We start from the raw sequence: 18,991 nt of genomic DNA, 5'->3' as shown, positions 1-18,991 counted from the left end.
TAAAGGAGCGAGGATGATGATGAACAACAATGAATTTATTATGCCTGCACCACCGCTACCACTGACACCTCCAGAGGAAGAAAAGCTTCGTGGTCGTCTGAGTGGTTTTAAGGGCGGATATGATGAGGGATATTTACGGGGACGGCTTGCGATTTTAGATGGTCGGCCAGAAGAAGTATTTCCTGTACGGAATATTCATGTAATGTATGTGGCTTCTGGTAAAGGATATCCCTACTCTCCATTAGACGATGCAGTCCTCTACGCGCTGCAAAAATTAACCACACAAGTCACGATAACAGATGTGCGTCAAAACTTAGTGGAGTTAGCCGCCACTCAAAGACCGGATCTGGTACTTGTGCTGGATGGTATGGATTTACCGCTTGAGCAGATCTCCGTTCTTCGGGCTAGCGGAATTAAGACAGCCATTTGGCTTACAGATGATCCTTATTACACTGATTTTACAGTTAAAATTGTGGCGCATTACGATTTTGTGTTCACGCTTGAGCGTAATTGTATTGATTTTTATAAGGGACTTGGCTGCCCTGAAGTTCATTATCTTCCTTTTGCCGCTCACCGCGAGCATTACCGTCCAACTACAACACGTTCACCATTGAATCGCGAAGTTAGTTTTATTGGCTCTGCCTATTGGAACCGGGTTAATTTCTTCCGTGAGATTCTTCCGGATTTGATGAACTATAACACGGTGATTAACGGCATCTGGTGGGACCGTCTGCCTGAGGCGGCACTCTATGGAGATCGAATTGAGATTGGCAAGTGGATGTCACCACAGGAAACAGCGGTAGCTTACAGCGGATCCAAAATCGTCATTAACCTCCATCGCTCGCACATTGATGAAGTAGTGAACAACAATACGCTTTCGATTCCGGCGGTATCTCCTAATCCGCGTACTTTTGAAATCGCGGCTACGGGTACGCTGCAATTAGTGGATGCCAGAGATGATATGGGATCTTTCTACAAACCTGGTGAAGAAATTGAGACTTTTGCAAGCCCTCAAGAAATGATGGATAAAATCCGTTATTACCTGACTCATGAGGAAGAACGCCGTGCGATTGCCCTGCGCGCTTTTGAACGGACGCTTAAGGATCACACCTACACCAAACGTATACACCAGCTGTTAACCGTAATTTATGGCTAGGTCATATGCCCGGAAATGGAACGGAAATGTGCGCTTACCAGGGGACAGGTGTCGTGCCGGCATCTGTTTTTCCTCGATATACTGTAGAACCGAACCTCAGCTTATGCCTGTGGCCTGATGAAAAGAAGCAACGTCTGGAGCGGGCTTGTATAGCGGAGCGGAAGCGACTGGCTAGATTCGAGAGCAGAGTGGAAGTGAAGGGGCGAAGCTCGGGAGCGAATTGAAATTGACTGACGAGATTCTAGAGCGAAGCGGAAGCGATGTTGCGAGTCACAGGAGCGACCATTTTCAAAGAGAGTTTTACTGCGAAGGACAGAACTTAGCGCAAAGTTTGTAAATTTTTTAAGGAGGTGAATGGCTGCTCCAGGCCCCTCGTTAGGGAGCGCCGAAACGCCATGGCTGACAAAGCTACAATCGTCCTCTTTTCACATGTATCCAATACACGCAGTATTACGGGAGCGGAGAAGCTATTGTTGTTTTTCGCTCAGGAGCTTTCTCCGTACTTTAATTGTATTCTCGTTGCGCCTCAGGACGGCAAGCTGACTTCTCAGGCTCGAAGCTGTGGAATAAGTGTACAGTTGCTTTCGATTCCTCTTTTATATGGAATGTACACTCCTTATGCAGGGTTGGAGGCAGATGCTCAGAAATTCCAGGAAAGCAGGGAGTATCACGAATTAACAGACTGGCTGAATTCCCTGCGCCCGGCGTTTGTTATTACAAGTACCTGTGTGCATGCTCTGCCAGCAATGGCTGCAAAGTCACTGGGCATTCCGGTGATATGGAAAATATCAGAGACGATAACAGACAATGAATATACACCTATTAGTGTAGGGCTGATTCATCGGAATAGTGATGAGATACTAGCTATTTCACAAACAGCTGCAGCTTGCTTTCCAGAGGACGTGAGAGCGGAAAAAGTGATCCAGCTGCCTCCCTCTTGGAATGATAAAGAGATGATGATTGAGGCTTGGAGCAAGCTTCGGAGCGAACGGCGGCGGGAATTGCGGGTTAAACCGCATGAACAGCTGATCGGTTATATTTCTTCTTTTATCAACAAAGAAAAAGGTCTAGAACATTTTGTGAAAATGGCTGTGCTTGTGCACGCGGTTCATCCAACCTCGAAATTTGTTGTCATTGGGTCAGCTGGCGATAAAAGCTACTATGAGCGCTGTGTCCGCAAGGTGAAGCTTGAGGGACTGTACACCCGGTTTAAATTTGTTGGTTATGCTGAATGTCTCCCATCTGCCTATTGCGCCATGGATGTGCTAGTGGTTCCTAGTCTGATCCGCGAAGGCTTCGGTATGACTGCTTTGGAAGGAATGGCTTTTGGAAAGCCCGTGATCGCTTACGACTCTGGGGGCTTGCGGGAAATTCTGCACGCAGCGGGCTGCGGCGAAAATCTCGTGCCAGCATCGGACATTTCCGCGCTGGCAGAAAGAGTCAACGTCATGCTGGCGCAGCCGGGATTGGCGTTGACTCTAGGCAGTCAAGCGCGGGAGCGCGTCGACGCCGTCTATGGTCCGGCGGCTTATCGGAGCCGCCTGCAGGGTCTTGCGGAGATGTGGAACCTCCGCTATTGCAGCGCACCTGCGGTGCACGAGGCTGACAGCGTGGTGGTGGTGGAACCACCTGCTGTCCAGCCTGATTTACCCGCAGCGTCGCCGGCTTTGCCGCCGCGAAGCAAGGGCCTGCCGAGCCGCGTCGCCCGCAAGCGGCGCGGCAAAGCCCGGGCGCGCCGGCGAAGCGGGCGACCGTTGGTTTTGCGCCGCGTTGCTCGCAAGCGGCGTAAAGGTCCTGCCCGGCGGCGCAGCACTGCCGGGGGGAAGCGCCGCCGGGCCCGCCGCGGTGGACGGCGGCGCGCGGCGTAAATGCCTCGATTGCAGCGAAGCGGCAGGCTGAGCGCAAAGAGAGGCATATTTGCCCTCGAATGCGTCGAATTCGGCAAGTTGAGCGCAAAGAGAGGCATATTTGCCCTAGATTGCGGCGAAAGTGGCTAGCTGAGCGCAAAGAGAGGCAGTTATGCCCTTGACTGCGTCGAATTCGGCAAGCTGAGCGCAAAGAGAGGCATATTTGCCCTAGATTGCGGCGAAAGTGGCTAGCTGAGCGCAAAGAGAGGCAGTTATGCCCTTGACTGCGTCGAATTCGGCAAGCTGAGCGCAAAGAACGGTATAAATCCCGCAAAAAGAGCTCAATCCAGCAACCAAAGCCAAACGAACGGTATAAATCCCGCAAAATAAGCTCAATCCAGCAACCTGAGCCAAATGAACGGTACATTTCCCGCTAAATGAGCTCAATCCAGCAACCAGAGCCAAACGAACGGTATAAATCCCGCTAAATGAGCTCAATCCAGCAACCAGAGCCAAATGAACGGTATAAATCCCGCTAAATGAGCTAAATCCAGCAACCAGAGCCAAACGAACGGTATAAATCCCGCTAAATGAGCTAAATCCAGCAACCTGAGCCAAATGAACGGTACATTTCCCGCTAAATGAGCTAAATCCAGCAACCAGAGCCAAATGAACGGTATAAATCCCGCTCAATGATCTCAATCCAGCAACTAGAGCATAATCCGCTGACTGAGCCAAGTCAGACCATAATTAAACAGGCAGGGGAGTGAACTCATGAAGATCATGACGATTTTAGGCACGAGGCCTGAAATCATTCGCCTCAGTGTAATCATTCCGCTTCTCGACGAACATGCTGAGCGGCACATCCTGGTGCATACAGGCCAGAACTTCACCGCCAGTCTCAGCGGCATTTTCTTTGCTGAGCTGGGACTGCGGGCACCGGATTATGTGCTGCAGGATAAACAAGCAGGACTAGGCGGCCAGCTTGCCGCCATGTTCGGAGGGTTAGAAAGCATTTTACTAAAAGAACAGCCAGATCGCGTCTTGCTTCTGGGCGATACGAACAGCGCGTTATGCGCGATTTTGGCTGAACGTATGGGAATTCCGGTGGTGCATATGGAAGCGGGCAACCGCTGTTATGACCTCCAAGTACCAGAAGAGAAAAACCGCCGTGTCATCGACGCCGTTTCGACCATTAATATGCCTTATACGCAGCAGAGCAAAAGACATCTAATCAGCGAAGGTTTCCCTAGCAGGCGTATCGTGTTAACAGGAAATCCGATCCATGAGGTCATGACCCACTTTGAGCACAAAATCCAGACCAGTGACATTCTGGAACAGCTGAAGCTTACCTCAGGACAGTATTTCCTAGTCACGGCCCACCGTGCTGAGAATGTAGATGATCCAGAGTCCCTTGTACAAATTATGTCGGGTCTTAACGCAGTGGCTGAGCATTTTGGAATTCGTTTAATATGCAGCATTCATCCTCGCACTCGCTCCAAACTTACCGAGCAATTTTCCCTTCCAATGAACCCACTAGTTGAATTTCATGAACCTTTCGGATTTTTTGATTTTGTCTACTTGGAACAGCACGCCTTATGTGCCATCACCGACAGCGGGACTGTACAGGAGGAATGCTGCTTGATGAAAGTGCCAACAGTTACGATTCGCAGAACGACGGAACGTCCAGAAACAGTGGATTGTGGCAGCAATGTAGTCTCAGGTGTAGATCAGAAAAGTATTCTGCGCAGCGTCAAGCTGATGACGGCGCTCAATCGGGATTGGGAGGCACCGGAAGGATACATGACTCCGGATGTTTCGGTCAAGGTAGTTAAATTCTTGCTTGGAGGGAACCTGCATGTTCAATAATAAAAGGATTGTGGTCACAGGCGGAACTGGTTCCTGGGGGCATGAGCTGATTAGGCAACTTCTGCCACAAAATCCTAAGGAAATCATCGTATTCTCCCGCAGTGAATCCGCTCAAGTGGCGATGAGCCGGGAGTTTGAAGATCAACGTCTCAGCTTTATCATTGGCGATATCCGTGACAAGGATGCGCTGATTGCAGCCTGCCGTGGCGTTGATTATATCTTTCATCTGGCGGCGCTCAAACATGTTCCAGTCTGTGAAGATCAGCCTTATGAAGCACTCAAAACCAATGTAGTGGGAACTCAAAATGTGATCGAAGCTGCCATTGTAAATGGCGTTGAGAAAGCAATTTACATCTCTACCGATAAGGCTGCGAACCCATCCAACTTCTATGGAATGACCAAAGCGATCGGGGAAAAATTGTTCGTTTATGCCAATCTGATTGGCTCAAACACCCGGTTCGTTACTGTACGCGGAGGTAATGTGCTCGGAACGAACGGCAGCGTAGTGCATTTGTTCATGAAGCAGATTAAGGATAAGGGTCAGGTACGCATTACGGATATGAAAATGACCCGCTTCTTTTTTACCCTACGCGATGCTATTACGTTATTATTTAAAGCTTCTGAGGTTAGCTTGGGTGGAGAAATCTTCGTCATGACTATGCCTACCTGCCGAATTATCGATCTTGCTGAGGTGCTGATTGAGGCTTCCGGAGAGTCCAATGTGAGTATTGTTGAGACCGGGATTCGTCCGGGGGAGAAAATCCACGAGATTCTGATGAGCGATTTCGAAAGCTTAACTACCGTTGTCTACGATGAACAGTATCTAGTAATTCTCCCTACGCTGAACATGCCGGAATTAAAGGCACATTATAGCGCTTATCCTCATGTCTCTTTCAATAGCTTCAGTTCAGAGACGAATCTGATGGATCGGGAAGAGATCAAAAGCATCTTGATCCGGGGAGGGTTCCTGCAATGAAGCTGCTTATCCTAGGTGGAAACGGTATGGCGGGGCATATGCTGGCGGATTATTTTCGCCGCCAGGGCAAGCATCACGTCTTCCATACAACCCGGGATAAGAGCGATCTTGGCGGGCTGTATGTAGATGCGAACGATATAGCCGGAGTTGAGAAGCTGGTCGATATCGTTTCCCCTCATTGCATTATCAATGCAATGGGGGTTCTCAATCAATTCGCGGAGCGTGACAAAATTGGGGCTTACCACGTGAATGGCTTTCTCCCTCATCACTTGTGGCGAAAGGCGGAGGATGTTCAGGCAAGGCTCATTCATATCAGTACCGACTGCGTGTTCGAAGGAACACGCGGAGGGTACACCGAAGAGGATGCTCCTGATGGAACCTCTGTATATGCAATTTCGAAAAGTCTCGGTGAGGTGCAAAAACCCGGGCATCTTACGATTCGCACTTCCATTATTGGTCCCGAAATCCGCTCAGGCGGTATTGGTCTGATGGATTGGTTCCTGGCGCAGAGTGGTAAAGTTTCAGGATACCGGCGGGTGATGTGGAACGGGGTCACAACGCTCCAATTAGCCAAAGCAGTGGATGTAATGCTGGATTCCCCCGTATCGGGGCTAATCCATTTAGCGCATCCAGAGCCGGTAAGTAAATATGAGCTGCTTCAGCATATTCAGGCGGCTTTTCATAAAGAAAATGTGGAGATCATCCCTGAGGATGAACATATTCAGGATCGTACACTAGTGAATACAAGAGCGGATGTCCTCTTGCCGCTGCCTTCATATCCTTTAATGCTGCAGGAACTGGCTGACTGGATGAAACAGTCAGAGATGTATTTATGACAGGTCAAAGACTTCTGATTACCGGAGCCGGTGGATTTACCGGGCAACATGCCGTTCGATTATTTTCGGCAGGAGGGGCTGAGGTTATCGCTGTATTGCGGCCGCAATCGACAGCTGCCTCCACTCTTTTTCCAGAAGGAGTAAAGATATATATTTGTGATTTAAGTGACCGGAAAGCAGTAGCTGAGATGATCAAGCAAACTACACCGGACGCTGTCCTTCATTTGGCTGGGAAGAACTCCGTACCCGAGTCATGGCTTAATCCCTTGCTTTATATGGAGACCAATGTGATGGCCACCTTATATTTACTGGAGGCTATGCGAAGCCTGCCGAGCAGTCGGATTCTAGTGGCTGGCTCCAGACTTAAGTTCAAACCGGGTGTGGTGGCTGGGCCACCACACCCGTACAGTCTTAGCAAAACAATAGAAGAGCTGGTGTCCCTCGCTTGGGGCACCTTATTTAAACAGCCGGTTCTGCTGGCTGAGCCCTGTAATCTGATTGGTCCCGGTCCTTCCACCGGCTTCTGCTCTTTATTAGCACAGCACATTGTCCGAAGTGAAGGCCAGCCAGAAGAGGAAATACCTCCATTTAAGCTCTCTTCTCGTTATGCGCTGCGTGATTTTTTAGATGTAAGAGATGCCGTTAGAGCTTATGATTACATTTTGCGTAAAGGTACAAATGGAACCATCTATCGCATCGATTCGGGGAAGCAGCGGGAACTCGGGGAGATCGCGGAGCAGTTGCTCAGTCATTCTGTAGGTCCAGTGCCAATGGACTGGGGACCTGCAGATGCTGAACGGGCTATTTCAGAGATCGCAGCCACAGCGGATAAGAAGGTTCATTCAGAAGCATCAACCCCTGAGGCTGATGTGACTTCACTGGGCTGGCTTCCGGAAATTGGGCTTAACCAATCGTTAATGGATATTTTGAATTATTACCGAGTTAGCGGGGAGGGGAGGTTGTTATGAGACCGAAGGTTTCGGTAGTGATTCCTTTTTATAATTGTCCTTATATTGAGCACGCCCTGCAAAGTGCGTTCTCCCAGTCTTGGGAACCTTACGAAATCATTGTTGTCGATGACGGCTCGCATGCCCATAGCAATCTAATTACACCGTATCTTTCCCGAATTCATTATTTGGGCAAAGGCAATGGGGGAACCGCCTCCGCACTGAATCACGGCATATTGAATGCAACGGGTGACTATGTGGTCTGGCTTAGCTCGGATGATTTATTTTATCGGGATAAGATCAACAATCAGGTTCTGTTCATGGAGCAGAACCACTTGTTAATCTCCTATACCAACTTTAATTATATTAACGCTCAATCGCAGCTGGTTCAGCTGAATGCTGCGCCATTGTTTCCTAGTCACCTGGATTACTTACGTTGTTTTTTACACGGTAATCCCATTAATGGCTGTACGGTGATGTTTAAACGAGAGGTATTTGGAGCCATCGGGCTTTTTGATGAATCACTTCCTTACACCCATGATTATGACTTATGGTTCCGCGCCATTCTGAACGGATATCCACCGGTGATGTTGAATCAATCCCTCACAGCTTACCGGACGCATGAGGGCATGGGAACGATCAAATATTTTGATGTAATTATGGCAGAGGCAGCTGCGACCAATGGCCGCTACAAAAATTCGCTGCAGCACTTGATTTCTTCTATGGGGGGCTGAAGGTAATGTACCGGGAAATTGAAGTGAATGACTTTCTGCCAGTCTTACTGGAACAGTTGAAATTCTGCCAGAGTATTCTGGATATCGGCAGCGGCACCGGTACCCTGCTTGAACGATATGAAGCCGCAGTAGTGCTTGGATTAGAAATTCACAGGCCGTACCTGCTGCATCGTCAATATAAGTCACCTCATATTATTCCGGTACATGCAGATGCCAGTCATATGGATAAATTATTCCTCCCCAAAACATTTTCAGCGGTTACCTTTATTGATTCAATAGAGCACTTTAATAAAAATGAAGCGAAGACTCTGCTCGGGATGGCCGAAAGAATCGCCAATAACCGAGTAGTTGTATTTACCCCTCGGGGCTTTTTTCCACAGGAGGGTATGGATCATTATCATTTGCAGGGAGAGTATTTTCAAAAGCATCGGAGCGGATGGGAGCCGGAGGATTTTATTGCACTTGGGTATGAGGTAACGGTACTTAAAGGTTTCCATCATGCCCAAAACCCATCGTTTCGTGAAGCATTCGGGGAGGGCCATGCACCAGTAGATGCCCTGCTTGCTTGTAAAACAGTATAAAAGTTGAGCTCCGGGTGAAGGAGGTGAGCGCGTATGAGTGAAGAACCTAAAGTATCGGTGATCATCCCATTTTATAACTGTTCGTATGTGGATCTCGCCATCCAAAGTGTCTTGGATCAAAGCTATCCGAATATAGAACTTATTGTAGTCGATGACGGTTCTACCCTATGGCTGGAGAAGTTGGCCCCCTTCCGTGACAGAATCATTTATATACAAAAGAGTAATGGAGGGACGGCTTCTGCTTTGAACAAAGGGATAGAAGTGGCTACCGGAACGTATTTTGCCTGGCTCAGTGCAGATGATCAATTTCACCCGGATAAAATCAAAAACCAAATAGAAAAGCTCAAAAGTACGGGTACTTTGTTTAACTATACAGCCTATTATTATATAAATGAGCAGGGAGAACGGATCTCAGATACGGTAAGTATGCTTTTTAGCAGCAGAGCCCATTTTATTGAGACTATGATGTTGGGTTGTCCGGTGAATGGGAGTACAGTTCTTCTTCATATGGATATATTTCGTGCTGTAGGAACGTTCGATGAAATGTTGTTATATACTCAAGACTATGATTTATGGCTGCGTATTTTACCGCATTTTAGCTGGTCTTATATTGAGTATCCGCAGCTTGATTATCGAGTGCATCAAGAGATGGGCTCAGTGATTTATAGTGAGGCGCAGAAAAGAGAGATAGAACAGGTACAAGCAAACCATCATGGGGTTCTATCGCATCTGCTGCTAAAGGAGAGAGGGGAATGAAATTAATATTTCCTGTTCTAACTCTATCTAGGGGCGGAGCACAACGGATGCTGGCAGAACTGGCTAATCGTCTGTCAGAGATCGGTCATGAAATTACGATCCTCTTGCCCAGCGATGGTGTCGTTGAATACGAGATAAATTGTGAATTGCGTTATGCGGCAGATGGTGATTTGTCGGCCAGCGATTTTCCAGTGGGGGACGTGATTGTCTCCAACTTTTATACCACAGTCGAGGTATCGCAGCAGGCAAGTAATGAGGGGAAAGGGATTCATATTCGTTTAGCGCTTTGCTACGAGCCCACTTTTTTACCTGACAATAGCCGCTCTTTTGCATCCTATAGTTTAACCAGCAATCTGCTTGTACTATCCCGTTGGCAGCAAGAAATCGTCCAGATGAATCATGGGATTAAGGGGACAATCGTGCCCATTGGTGTGAATCCTGTTTTTAGAAATTTGAACATTCGTGAACCTGAAAATAAGCTTGTAGTTTCCGCGGTTATGCGAAAGCCAGAGGGTGGATTCTCAGGCCATCGTGAACAAGACTATTTGCTTGAACAGTTAAATCGGGTCAGAAGACTTCATCCAGAAGTTGAACTTTATTTGATCATTCCTCCTGGTGAATTTGCTGAGTCGACTACCCTGCAAACTTTATTAGCGGACGAACGATATCATATAAGGACTCCTGCAAATGATACTGAGCTTTGTTACCATTATAGTGAGAGCGATATTTTTGTAAGCTCAAGTACGTATGATACGGGATCGCTACCAGGCATCGAGGCTATGCGTTGTGGAGCAGCGCTCGTTACTGTTTACTCCGGTGGAAATATGGAATATGGCAGGCATGGCCATAACTGCTTAATGTCCTACCGGTTTGAGAATCGGCTCGCGGATGATATCATAACCTTAATTAAAGACCCGGATTTACGCCAGCGGCTGGCTTGTAAGGGGGAGCAGGATTCACAGCATTTCACTTGGGAAAAAAGCACACAATTGTTTCAGAATGCACTGTTTGAGATCGTAGCGAGGAACTCTTAATAATATGTCCTTAAAATATAAAAAACCTTCAATACCACGTAAGAAGTGGCTTGAAGGTTTTTTTGCATGATATCGGTTAGAAGATGGCATAGGAATTCATCATTTCACGAAAAGATTGCGCATACTTCTCGGTTCCGAAGCGTGAGACCATATATCCTCTTCCTTGCTGGCGGAGACCCTCTCGCAGAGGAATATTGTTCATAAGCTCCAGTCCTTCGTTGACGGCAGTTGGAATATTGCCAAGCGGGTAAAATTTACCCGTGACATTATGAACAATAAAGGATCTGACACCATCGGAATCTGTACTAAGTACTGGACAAGTGCAGCAAATCGCTTCGGCAACAGCATATCCAAATCCTTCTGTAATGGAGGTAGCTAACAGGAATCCACCCGAATTAGCGATCGAGGAATAATAAATGGGCATTACATGATTAGGAATATTGGTAAAAGTACTTAGACGATCATTCAGTCCTAGGGCGCGTAGCTCCTCCTGAAAGGATTGTTTCTGATCCTCTGCGGCTAAATTAGGATCATGGAACATCCACAAATGAATATCTGGTTTATAAAGGCGAATTTCATGGGCGATTCTCAAATATTCCCGCCAATTTTTATTGCTCTCTAGCCGGCCTACCCAAGCGATAACCGGATTAGCGGGAGGTTCAGCAGGGATATGCTGAAAGGACTGGACATCAACAATATTCGGAATTACATAACGATGCAGCCAGGGACAGATTTCAATAAACAGCTCCAATAAATGATCGGTTGGCGGGATTAGTACCGCATTACAATAAGAACGTAAATAAGGGACGGCATCTCTGATCAGAGTTTCCGCATGACTGCGTTTTCCAAGGCCTTGAGATTCGTATATCATAATACCGCGGTAACCGAGTTCACGCAGACGTTTCAGTAATAAATAATCAGATGTAACAATAATGGCATCGTAATTATGGGTCTCCAGCAAATTTTTAATTTCTTCATCTGAAGATGAGACAAATACCGGAAAATTGGTCGTATTCTGGCCTGAACCCGGCATTAGATATAAAACATGGCATTCGATCCCATTTCGCTGGAGACTTTCACATCGCAGCTTATTTAATGTCTCCACCCCGCCACTCGGTACATAAAACGTAAATAGAACTTTCATGCACAAGCCTCCTGACTTTTGCGGAGTAATACCGACTTGTTGAGATATGGCTTACTGTTTATAAGATACGCCGATCTGCACTCGCGGGTGACGGTCAAAGCGGCATAGTTCCAAATCCTTTCAGGATAGCTTGTTCTTCAGAAGGTCATCCTAACGATCGTACACTGCACACATACAACATTAGAGATGGAGGATGAATTCATGTTGCGATCCAAGATCAGTATGTCAGTCTCAGCTGCATTGCTTCTCGGCTTGGTGAGTATTACGGGGTGTGGAACCAATACGGCAGAAAAATCGAATGTGCAAACCAATAGTGTCCGGGGAGTAAATGATGGGCGTATTGGTGTGAATTCCGTACGCGGTGGCACGCATAACATCACTAAGATGGAAGTTAGTCAGGAGCTTGCAGACCGGATTGCTGCAATGCCTGAAGTCCGCTCAGCGAATGTAATGCTTGCAGGAAAAAGCGCGTATGTAGCAGTAACTTTAAATGATGCAACTGCTGGCCTGCGTGCCAAAGGGACTCCATCGTATCGGGCAAAATCCTCAACCACTCCTCACAATTACGGACCGACTGGCGTAATGTCTGGTACAGGAAGAGTGAAAATTGGCCGTGATGGAATGAATGATACTGGAGCCGTAACCAATGGTATGAACGGAGCCTTAAAAGGTACTGTAAATACAGTTCCTGGTACAACAAGTACTGGACCGGCAACTAGAAATGGAATCAATGGCATGGGTAATTTGGGAGCGGATATGTTGGGAACAGGAACAGGTACGACAAGAAACCATACTTATAATAATGGTCCTCTGCTGAATAGCAATGGCTCGAAACATGATGTAGATATGGGGATAGGAAAAGGTATGGGAACTGGAATGGGAATGGGCATGCGCAGTACCACTCCTAGTACCCATGATAAGAATTACAGAAGTAATTCGACGCATATGTATAACACCAATAGCACGAATAACACAAATAACACCATAAATACAAGAGAAACAGAAACAGTTACCAAAGCAATTAAAGATAAAATTGCTGCGGAAGTTAAAAAACATGATGCGAGAATTAAGGATGTATACGTATCAGCAAATCCTGACTTCGTGGAACGCGCCAATGTTTATGCTGAAGAGGCTCGTGCCGGTCATCCGATAAAAGGATTTGTGGATGAATTCCGCACCATGGTTGAACGAATTTTCCCAACTCGTAATTATTAATGATTTTTGTGATCTAAATAAAAAAGCAACAATCTCACCATCTGGAGAGAATTGTTGCTTTTTTGTTTGGAGCTAATTTTATTAAGTGGTGATTGGACGTCCGCCGATCCATACGCCGCGAATATTAAATTCAGCATCAAGGCGTAGGATATCGCCGCGTTTTCCAGCCTCCAAGGAGCCAATGCTTCGTTCCATTCCAATGGACGCCGCTGGCGTAAGGCTTGCAGCGCGGGAGGCCTCTTCCAAGGTGAGTCCTACCTCTTGGATCAGATAACGGAAGCCGCGAATCATCGTTAGTGTGCTTCCAGCTAGAGCAGCGGGATTATCTTTAAGGGTAGCGATGCCATCTTGAACGAGTACAGGTAAATCACCGATTGTATATTCACCATCACTAAGTCCAGTTGCAGACATGGCATCAGTAATCAGTAATAAATTGTTCTCTTTCTTGAGACGGGTCAATATAGAAATGGCTGCGGGATGAACATGAATCCCGTCGGCTATAATCTCTGCGCGAATGCGCTTATCGAACAAAATAGCTCCAGCCGCTCCAGGCTTACGGTGATGTAGGGGTGTCATCGCATTGAACATATGCACGGCTTGGTTAAGTCCAGCATCTGCTGCGGCAATAACCTCTTCAAAGGAGGCATCCGTATGCCCGAGCGCTGCAGTTATACCGTGCTTGCGCAGCCAGAGAATAGCTTCGAGGGCACCTTCACGTTCCGGAGCAAGCGTGACTTGCCGGATCATTCCTGGATAATCGTTCCCCCATTGTGCTAGCCACTCAATATTGGCAGGAACAATATGCTCTGGATTTTGTGCGCCGGACCATTTCGGGCTGATGAAGGGTCCTTCCAAATGCATGCCTGCGATTTGTGTGTAAGGCATTTCAGCAGCGCGATAAGCGCTGACTTCGGAGAATACTTGGTCAATAGCAGACTTGGAAGCGGTCATGGTTGTAGCCAGCATTGTTGTTGTTCCTTGGGAACTATGGAACTTAGTGATGGCATTCAGCGATTCAGTATCACTGTACATAAAGTCGTGGCCAGCTCCACCATGAACATGTACATCTACAAATCCGGGGATCAGAAGATCCGTTGCTTGACCACTGGCAGGCCAATGCGCGTAACGCTCTGGAAGCCAAGCCGCATCGCCAGCATAGTGGATCTGCTCTCCAGATACGGCAATCACACCGTGCTCAATTAAACCTTGGGGAGTCAGTACCTTACCGAACAGCAACTGTTCTAGTCCTTTATTTATTTCAGCCATTTGCCTGCTCCTTCATCTACGAGAACGATTACATTTGGATGGCTCTGCAGCAAGGATGCAGGGCATTGGGTTGTAATCGGGCCTTCAACAGCATTGCGGATGGCTTCAGCTTTGCCGGCACCACGAACTAATAAGAGGATTTGGCGTGCTTTTAGGATGCCTCCAATGCCCATTGTGATCGCTTGCCGAGGGACCTCATCCAAACTGTCAAAGAATCTAGCATTTGCTTCCCGGGTATCTTCAAGCAGGTCGACGACATGGGTTTTGCTGCTGAGGTTAGCATCGGGTTCGTTGAATCCAATGTGGCCGTTGCTGCCAATACCGAGAATCTGCAAGTCAACGGGTCCGTTTTCTTCCAGCATTTTATCGTATGCAAGGCATTCTGCTTCCATATCCGCTGCGTTTCCGTTAGGGATATGTGTCTGTCCTGGATCAATATCTATATGGTTAAATAATTGCTCGTTCATGAAACTGCGATAGCTCTGTGGATGGTCGACAGGCAAGCCGATATACTCATCCAGATTAAAGGAAGTTGCTTTAGAGAAACTCACAAGTCCTTTTTGGTGCATTTCAACCAATTTGGCATAAACCCCAACAGGGGAGCTTCCAGTCGCAAGACCGAGCACGGCTTTAGGATTGCTTTGCAGCAGGCTGGCGATAAGATTCGCACCCGTTTGTACGAAATCTTCATCACTATGGAACTTTAGAATATTCATTAGGATTGTCCTCCTCGTTTGTTTCGGTATTGTTGGACATTGAGATAAGATTGCTCCAGTCTAGGAATAAAATCCCCAAAACGGGTGCTGACCATTCCAGTGAACAAAATATCAATGATGTGAAGCTGAGCTATGCGTGAGGCCATGTCTCCCCGGCGCATGCCTTTCTCCAAAGATGAGGAGAATAGGGGGATATCCGCCAGAGTAGCCAAGGTGCTGCTGCCATAAGAGGTTAGTGCGATAGTGCTTGCTCCGCTAGCCTTCGCACACATCAAGGCATCAATGGTCTCGGGAGTCTCTCCCGAATAGGATACTGCAAATACGACATCACCTTTGGAGAGTGATGAAGCAGAGGTAATCTGCATATGGGAATCAGCAAAAGCAGTACAATTTACGCCTATGCGGATCAGCTTCTGATAGAAATCCTGAGCGACAATGGAAGAGGTCGCCATCCCGTATAGATCAACGCGGCGTGCTTGGCACAATAAATGAACTGCTGCCTGCAATCGCTCCAGATCTAACAGTGAGGTAGTATCCCGGATGGAGGTCAGATGGTTCGTCTGCATCGCTTCCACAATCACGGAGAGTGGGTTGCCGGCTACAATATCTTGATAAGAAGAGCCACCATCCTGCGGCGCGGCATCACTATGAGCAATTTCTGCTGCCAGCTTCACCTTGAAATCCGGAAAGCCTTTAAAATGAAGCACCTTACAGAAACGTGTGATCGTTGCCGGGCTTATTCCGCATTGTTCTGCTAATTCTGTAATGCCCATATGAACGATTTCGCCTGGTGAGGAGAGAATTCGTTCAGCCAGCTTTCGTTCCATTTGAGAGAGCTTGGCCTTCTCATGCTCGAGTGCATGCAGTATTGGGGACATCCATTCATCCACCTCGTTTCAATGGGGTATTGAAATTATTTTTATGATTATTAACTAAATGCAGAAAATTATTTTCATATTTAGGATAAAACAAATTCCATTCGGAAGCAAGGGATAAAAATGAATACTAAAGGGGAATATGCAAAAATAAAAAACGGTCTACTCGCAGAAGGCTGCAAAGTGGACCGTTAAAATGATGTAATTACGGAGATATAAGATGAAAAGGATACTATACTGTATTGCGTTCTATAATACGGTACTCAAGCTTGCGGTGAACGGGTTGTCCATCATTTCGCTGGATCTGATCATAGATAATCCGAAAAGCGGATATGCCCATTTCAGTTAACTGATTATCTACAGTGGTCAGACCTAACGTTCGGCCGATAGGCTGATCATCAAATCCAATGACGGCCAAATCCTCAGGAATGCGGATACCCTTTTTCCAAGCTTCGATGATTAAACCAGCCGCTATATGATCGCCTGCTGAAATAATCAGGGCATCAGGACGATTCTTCATCTGCAGCAGTTGGTGAAGTACGCGGGCACCGTCCTCTTCGGTCAGACAGTTATAGATCATCCATTCATCATTGTAAGGCTGATCTGTAGCTTCTAGAAAGTCTCTAAAGGCAATTTGGCGGATAGAGCTGCTGCTGCCGTGTGGTCTTCCTTCACAGTAGCCAATATGGCGGTAACCTTTATCATTCAAATATTGAAGGCCACTGCGAAAAGCAGAATAATGCTCAATATATACAGAAGAAAATTGGCGTTCTCCCCTATCCTGACATACCACAATAGGACCATAAGCTGTATATTCTTCAATAGCTTCTGAGCTCATTGTTGAAGAGACCATAACTACACCGTCAATTTCTTTGTTCCGCAGCATCTCAAGCACCTTAATTTCTTCTTCCGTACGATAATCGGTTTGGCAGAGAACGAGCCGGTATTGAGCCAGCAGTGCTTCTTGAGCCAAGCCTGCAATAATGACTGAGAAATAAAATAAGTTGGTATACGGAATAATAACAGCTATAGCTTGAGTCCGCCCAGTGATCAGATGCACGGCGTTCATATTACGCGTGTAGTTTAATTTCTCAATAGTATTTAGGACTGCGGTTCGTTTGACTTCACTTACATAAGGGTGATTATTGAGCACCCGCGAGACTGTTGTCACGGAAACACCAGCCATACGGGCAATTTCTTTAATATTAGCCATTAGAGTACAACAGCCTCCCTTTTGTGCTTGTGTATAGTCATTTTATTTTATCATATTGTCCGCAAATTACCTCCCAAATAAAAAGCTTGCTATGGAATCCATTTCATAAATTAGACTGTAAATGCAAGAGATTACCGGACTAAACCGGCGTAACCACAAGGGCGTGACGGACCGGTATATCTATTGTATTAATAAAACTAAGCTGTTCGTGAAGCCTTTGGCGATCTGTTCCGAAACAGCTCCCACACAATAAACAACAGGACAAGCAGCTGTGGAAGCAAGGTTTCCCAAGTGGGATACATGCCAAGCCAGTTGATTGAAGGCAAGCCCTCTTGTACATGTGCAGGAAGTTTGCCGGCAACCTGAAGCGAGTGAATGCTCTCCCCAAGAAAGCGGAATACTAGGTAATAAATCAGAATTGTAGCTGTACGGAAGAAGGCGGCAATCGGTAATTTTGCACTCAAGGCAATAATTGCATAACCTACAATACCAAGAATAATCAGAGCACATCCAATCCCAAGCAGTAATTGAGACAGCTTGATGGATGGAGCCATGCCCACATAAAAAATTGTAGTTTCTGCACCTTCACGTAAAATCGCAAGCGCTGCAACGGAGGACAGTGACCAAAGGTTTCCTTTGGCCAGCGCGCCATCAACTTGCCTACCCACGTAATTGTTCCAATTTGCAGTGTTTGATTTGCTATGTAACCAGCGTCCGATTGTGAGCATCATAACTACTGCGACAAGACCAGTAATTCCTTCAATCATCTCCCGTGCTCCCCCGGAAGCTGCCCGAGAAATGGTATAAGTGAGCACAACAGCCAATCCGATACTTGCGATGAGGCCGACAGCTGCACCGGACCAGATCCATTTTTGCGCTTTGGCGTTCCCATCACGTTTCAGGTAAGCAAGAAGAGCTGACAAGACGAGAATAGCCTCAAGCCCTTCGCGCAAGAGAATCAAAGCGGCATCCCAAGCATTATAAGTGGTTTCACCAGCCAAAGGCGTTAGTTCGCTAAGCATATTGTTCATGATGGTTAAAGCTTGATCCAGTTTAGGCGGATTTGAGAGCAGGTAACCTGTGACAGCCGCACTCTCATTTTCGATATTGTTGTAGACTGTTGGTGAGGCGATCTGGACTTGCCCTTCGGCAGAAGGCCAGGCTACGATGAATTGCTCCATGATGTTAGCGGCTTCTGTGCTGTTATTGTCTTTGGCAGCGGAGGATGCTTTGTTCAGGTAGCTGATTAGTCCCTCTATAGAAGCTGGTTCACTGGAAGTATCCCCAGCGTCAATGGTTTTGCCTTCACTGTAATCAGCCAGCAGTTGATACAGAGCTTCTGCTTCCGATTTCGCCGATGCCTCGCGAAGCGGTTCAGCCTGCAGCGCAATCCGCAGCAGGCTTATTCGCGTCTCCAGCAGGCTGTAGACGGCGGAATCGTCCGCCCGGATGTTGCGCTCCGCCGGCTTCCATCCGCTGACGATGTCGCGGTACGCTGCCGCTGCCGCGCTCCAGTCGGCGCTGCGCGCCGCATCCCGCGTGCGTTCCGCCGCGGGCAAAAGCTTCGCCGCCGTCTCGCGTCCGGCGGCTCTGGTGTCACCGCCGACCGTGCCGGAGGCGGCGGTGACGTACGCGTCCACGCTTCTCGCGAGCGTGGACAGTGCGGTTTTGGCGGGCTTGCCGCCGCCCGCCGCAAGGGCTTTCGCCGCGTCTGCAAGCGCGGCGTCAACGGCAGCAGCCGGACCGGCGAGTGCCGGGTCCGGCGTGCCTGTGTTCGCGGTGCGCCACAGCGCAGCGAACACTTCTACATCGGCCGCGGCCGCGTC

At 47.6% G+C, this 18,991-nt stretch carries 19 protein-coding genes; 12 read left to right on the top strand and 7 right to left on the bottom strand.

Going from position 1 to position 18,991, the window contains the following annotated elements; genetic code table 11:
- The first annotated feature begins 40 nt into the window (after positions 1 to 40).
- From NST40_RS25810 to NST40_RS25800, 3 genes are all read left to right on the top strand, one after another.
- Positions 41 to 1,156, top strand: a complete 1,116-nt coding sequence (locus NST40_RS25810; protein WP_341004315.1) for a glycosyltransferase — start codon at positions 41 to 43, stop codon at positions 1,154 to 1,156.
- A 53-nt stretch (positions 1,157 to 1,209) separates the two neighbouring features.
- A complete protein-coding gene (locus tag NST40_RS25805) occupies positions 1,210 to 1,380 on the top strand; it encodes a hypothetical protein (RefSeq protein ID WP_175619029.1) in 171 nt (56 codons plus the stop codon).
- A 171-nt stretch (positions 1,381 to 1,551) separates the two neighbouring features.
- Positions 1,552 to 3,024 (top strand): glycosyltransferase, encoded by a 1,473-nt coding sequence (locus tag NST40_RS25800; RefSeq protein WP_342410124.1) that lies wholly within the window; start codon positions 1,552 to 1,554, stop codon positions 3,022 to 3,024.
- 207 nt (positions 3,025 to 3,231) lie between these two features.
- Here the strand turns inward: NST40_RS25800 and NST40_RS25795 are convergent, their stop codons facing one another.
- A complete protein-coding gene (locus NST40_RS25795) occupies positions 3,232 to 3,696 on the bottom strand; it encodes a hypothetical protein (RefSeq protein WP_342410123.1) in 465 nt (154 codons plus the stop codon).
- An 81-nt stretch (positions 3,697 to 3,777) separates the two neighbouring features.
- Here NST40_RS25795 and wecB point away from each other — a divergent pair, with 81 nt between their 5' ends.
- From wecB to NST40_RS25755, 8 genes are read left to right on the top strand one after another with little or no spacing between them, the layout of a single operon-like run.
- Positions 3,778 to 4,872 (top strand): UDP-N-acetylglucosamine 2-epimerase (non-hydrolyzing), encoded by a 1,095-nt coding sequence (wecB, locus tag NST40_RS25790; RefSeq protein WP_076103696.1) that lies wholly within the window; start codon positions 3,778 to 3,780, stop codon positions 4,870 to 4,872.
- Positions 4,862 to 5,848: a polysaccharide biosynthesis protein gene (locus NST40_RS25785; protein ID WP_036679704.1), complete on the top strand. Its 987-nt coding sequence runs from the start codon at positions 4,862 to 4,864 to the stop codon at positions 5,846 to 5,848. Before wecB ends, NST40_RS25785 begins: the two co-directional genes overlap by 11 nt.
- Entirely contained in the window at positions 5,845 to 6,684 is an 840-nt protein-coding gene (locus tag NST40_RS25780) for an SDR family oxidoreductase (RefSeq protein ID WP_076130430.1), read from the top strand. Before NST40_RS25785 ends, NST40_RS25780 begins: the two co-directional genes overlap by 4 nt.
- Positions 6,681 to 7,652, top strand: a complete 972-nt coding sequence (locus tag NST40_RS25775; RefSeq protein ID WP_342410122.1) for an NAD-dependent epimerase/dehydratase family protein — start codon at positions 6,681 to 6,683, stop codon at positions 7,650 to 7,652. The genes NST40_RS25780 and NST40_RS25775 overlap by 4 nt, the downstream gene beginning before the upstream one ends.
- Complete coding sequence (locus tag NST40_RS25770) at positions 7,649 to 8,365, top strand: glycosyltransferase (RefSeq protein WP_342410121.1); 717 nt, start codon at positions 7,649 to 7,651, stop codon at positions 8,363 to 8,365. Before NST40_RS25775 ends, NST40_RS25770 begins: the two co-directional genes overlap by 4 nt.
- A 5-nt stretch (positions 8,366 to 8,370) precedes the next feature.
- Positions 8,371 to 8,946: a class I SAM-dependent methyltransferase gene (locus NST40_RS25765; protein WP_076141519.1), complete on the top strand. Its 576-nt coding sequence runs from the start codon at positions 8,371 to 8,373 to the stop codon at positions 8,944 to 8,946.
- A 33-nt stretch (positions 8,947 to 8,979) separates the two neighbouring features.
- Positions 8,980 to 9,702: a glycosyltransferase gene (locus tag NST40_RS25760; RefSeq protein ID WP_076141520.1), complete on the top strand. Its 723-nt coding sequence runs from the start codon at positions 8,980 to 8,982 to the stop codon at positions 9,700 to 9,702.
- Complete coding sequence (locus NST40_RS25755) at positions 9,699 to 10,736, top strand: glycosyltransferase family 4 protein (protein WP_342410120.1); 1,038 nt, start codon at positions 9,699 to 9,701, stop codon at positions 10,734 to 10,736. The genes NST40_RS25760 and NST40_RS25755 overlap by 4 nt, the downstream gene beginning before the upstream one ends.
- Positions 10,737 to 10,812: 76 nt before the next feature.
- Here NST40_RS25755 and NST40_RS25750 read toward each other — a convergent pair whose 3' ends face one another.
- Entirely contained in the window at positions 10,813 to 11,880 is a 1,068-nt protein-coding gene (locus NST40_RS25750) for a glycosyltransferase family 4 protein (protein WP_342410119.1), read from the bottom strand.
- 201 nt (positions 11,881 to 12,081) lie between these two features.
- On the opposite strand from NST40_RS25750, the gene NST40_RS25745 reads away from it, so the two are divergent.
- A complete protein-coding gene (locus NST40_RS25745) occupies positions 12,082 to 13,095 on the top strand; it encodes a YhcN/YlaJ family sporulation lipoprotein (RefSeq protein ID WP_342410118.1) in 1,014 nt (337 codons plus the stop codon).
- 81 nt (positions 13,096 to 13,176) lie between these two features.
- On the opposite strand, the gene nagA is transcribed toward NST40_RS25745, so the two are convergent.
- The 5 genes from nagA to NST40_RS25720 all read right to left on the bottom strand — a co-directional run bounded on the left by nagA (position 13,177) and on the right by NST40_RS25720 (position 18,967).
- Complete coding sequence (nagA, locus tag NST40_RS25740; RefSeq protein WP_342410117.1) at positions 13,177 to 14,361, bottom strand: N-acetylglucosamine-6-phosphate deacetylase; 1,185 nt, start codon at positions 14,359 to 14,361, stop codon at positions 13,177 to 13,179.
- Positions 14,349 to 15,077 (bottom strand): glucosamine-6-phosphate deaminase, encoded by a 729-nt coding sequence (nagB, locus tag NST40_RS25735; protein WP_076130421.1) that lies wholly within the window; start codon positions 15,075 to 15,077, stop codon positions 14,349 to 14,351. The genes nagA and nagB overlap by 13 nt, the downstream gene beginning before the upstream one ends.
- Complete coding sequence (locus NST40_RS25730) at positions 15,077 to 15,955, bottom strand: MurR/RpiR family transcriptional regulator (protein ID WP_076277634.1); 879 nt, start codon at positions 15,953 to 15,955, stop codon at positions 15,077 to 15,079. Before NST40_RS25730 ends, nagB begins: the two co-directional genes overlap by 1 nt.
- A gap of 229 nt (positions 15,956 to 16,184) precedes the next feature.
- The gene (locus NST40_RS25725) at positions 16,185 to 17,165 is read right to left on the bottom strand and encodes a LacI family DNA-binding transcriptional regulator (RefSeq protein ID WP_076130419.1); all 981 of its coding nucleotides are present in this window, start codon (positions 17,163 to 17,165) and stop codon (positions 16,185 to 16,187) included.
- 197 nt (positions 17,166 to 17,362) lie between these two features.
- Positions 17,363 to 18,967, bottom strand: coding sequence for an FTR1 family protein (locus tag NST40_RS25720; RefSeq protein ID WP_342410116.1), 1,605 nt, complete (start codon positions 18,965 to 18,967; stop codon positions 17,363 to 17,365).
- Positions 18,968 to 18,991: the final 24 nt, after the last annotated feature.

Origin of the sequence: Paenibacillus sp. FSL R10-2778, assembly GCF_038593035.1 — a bacterium.
Lineage (GTDB): Bacteria > Bacillota > Bacilli > Paenibacillales > Paenibacillaceae > Paenibacillus_AQ > Paenibacillus_AQ odorifer.
Note: the sequence above shows the minus strand (reverse complement) of the source record. Positions and strands in the feature narration are given on the sequence as shown.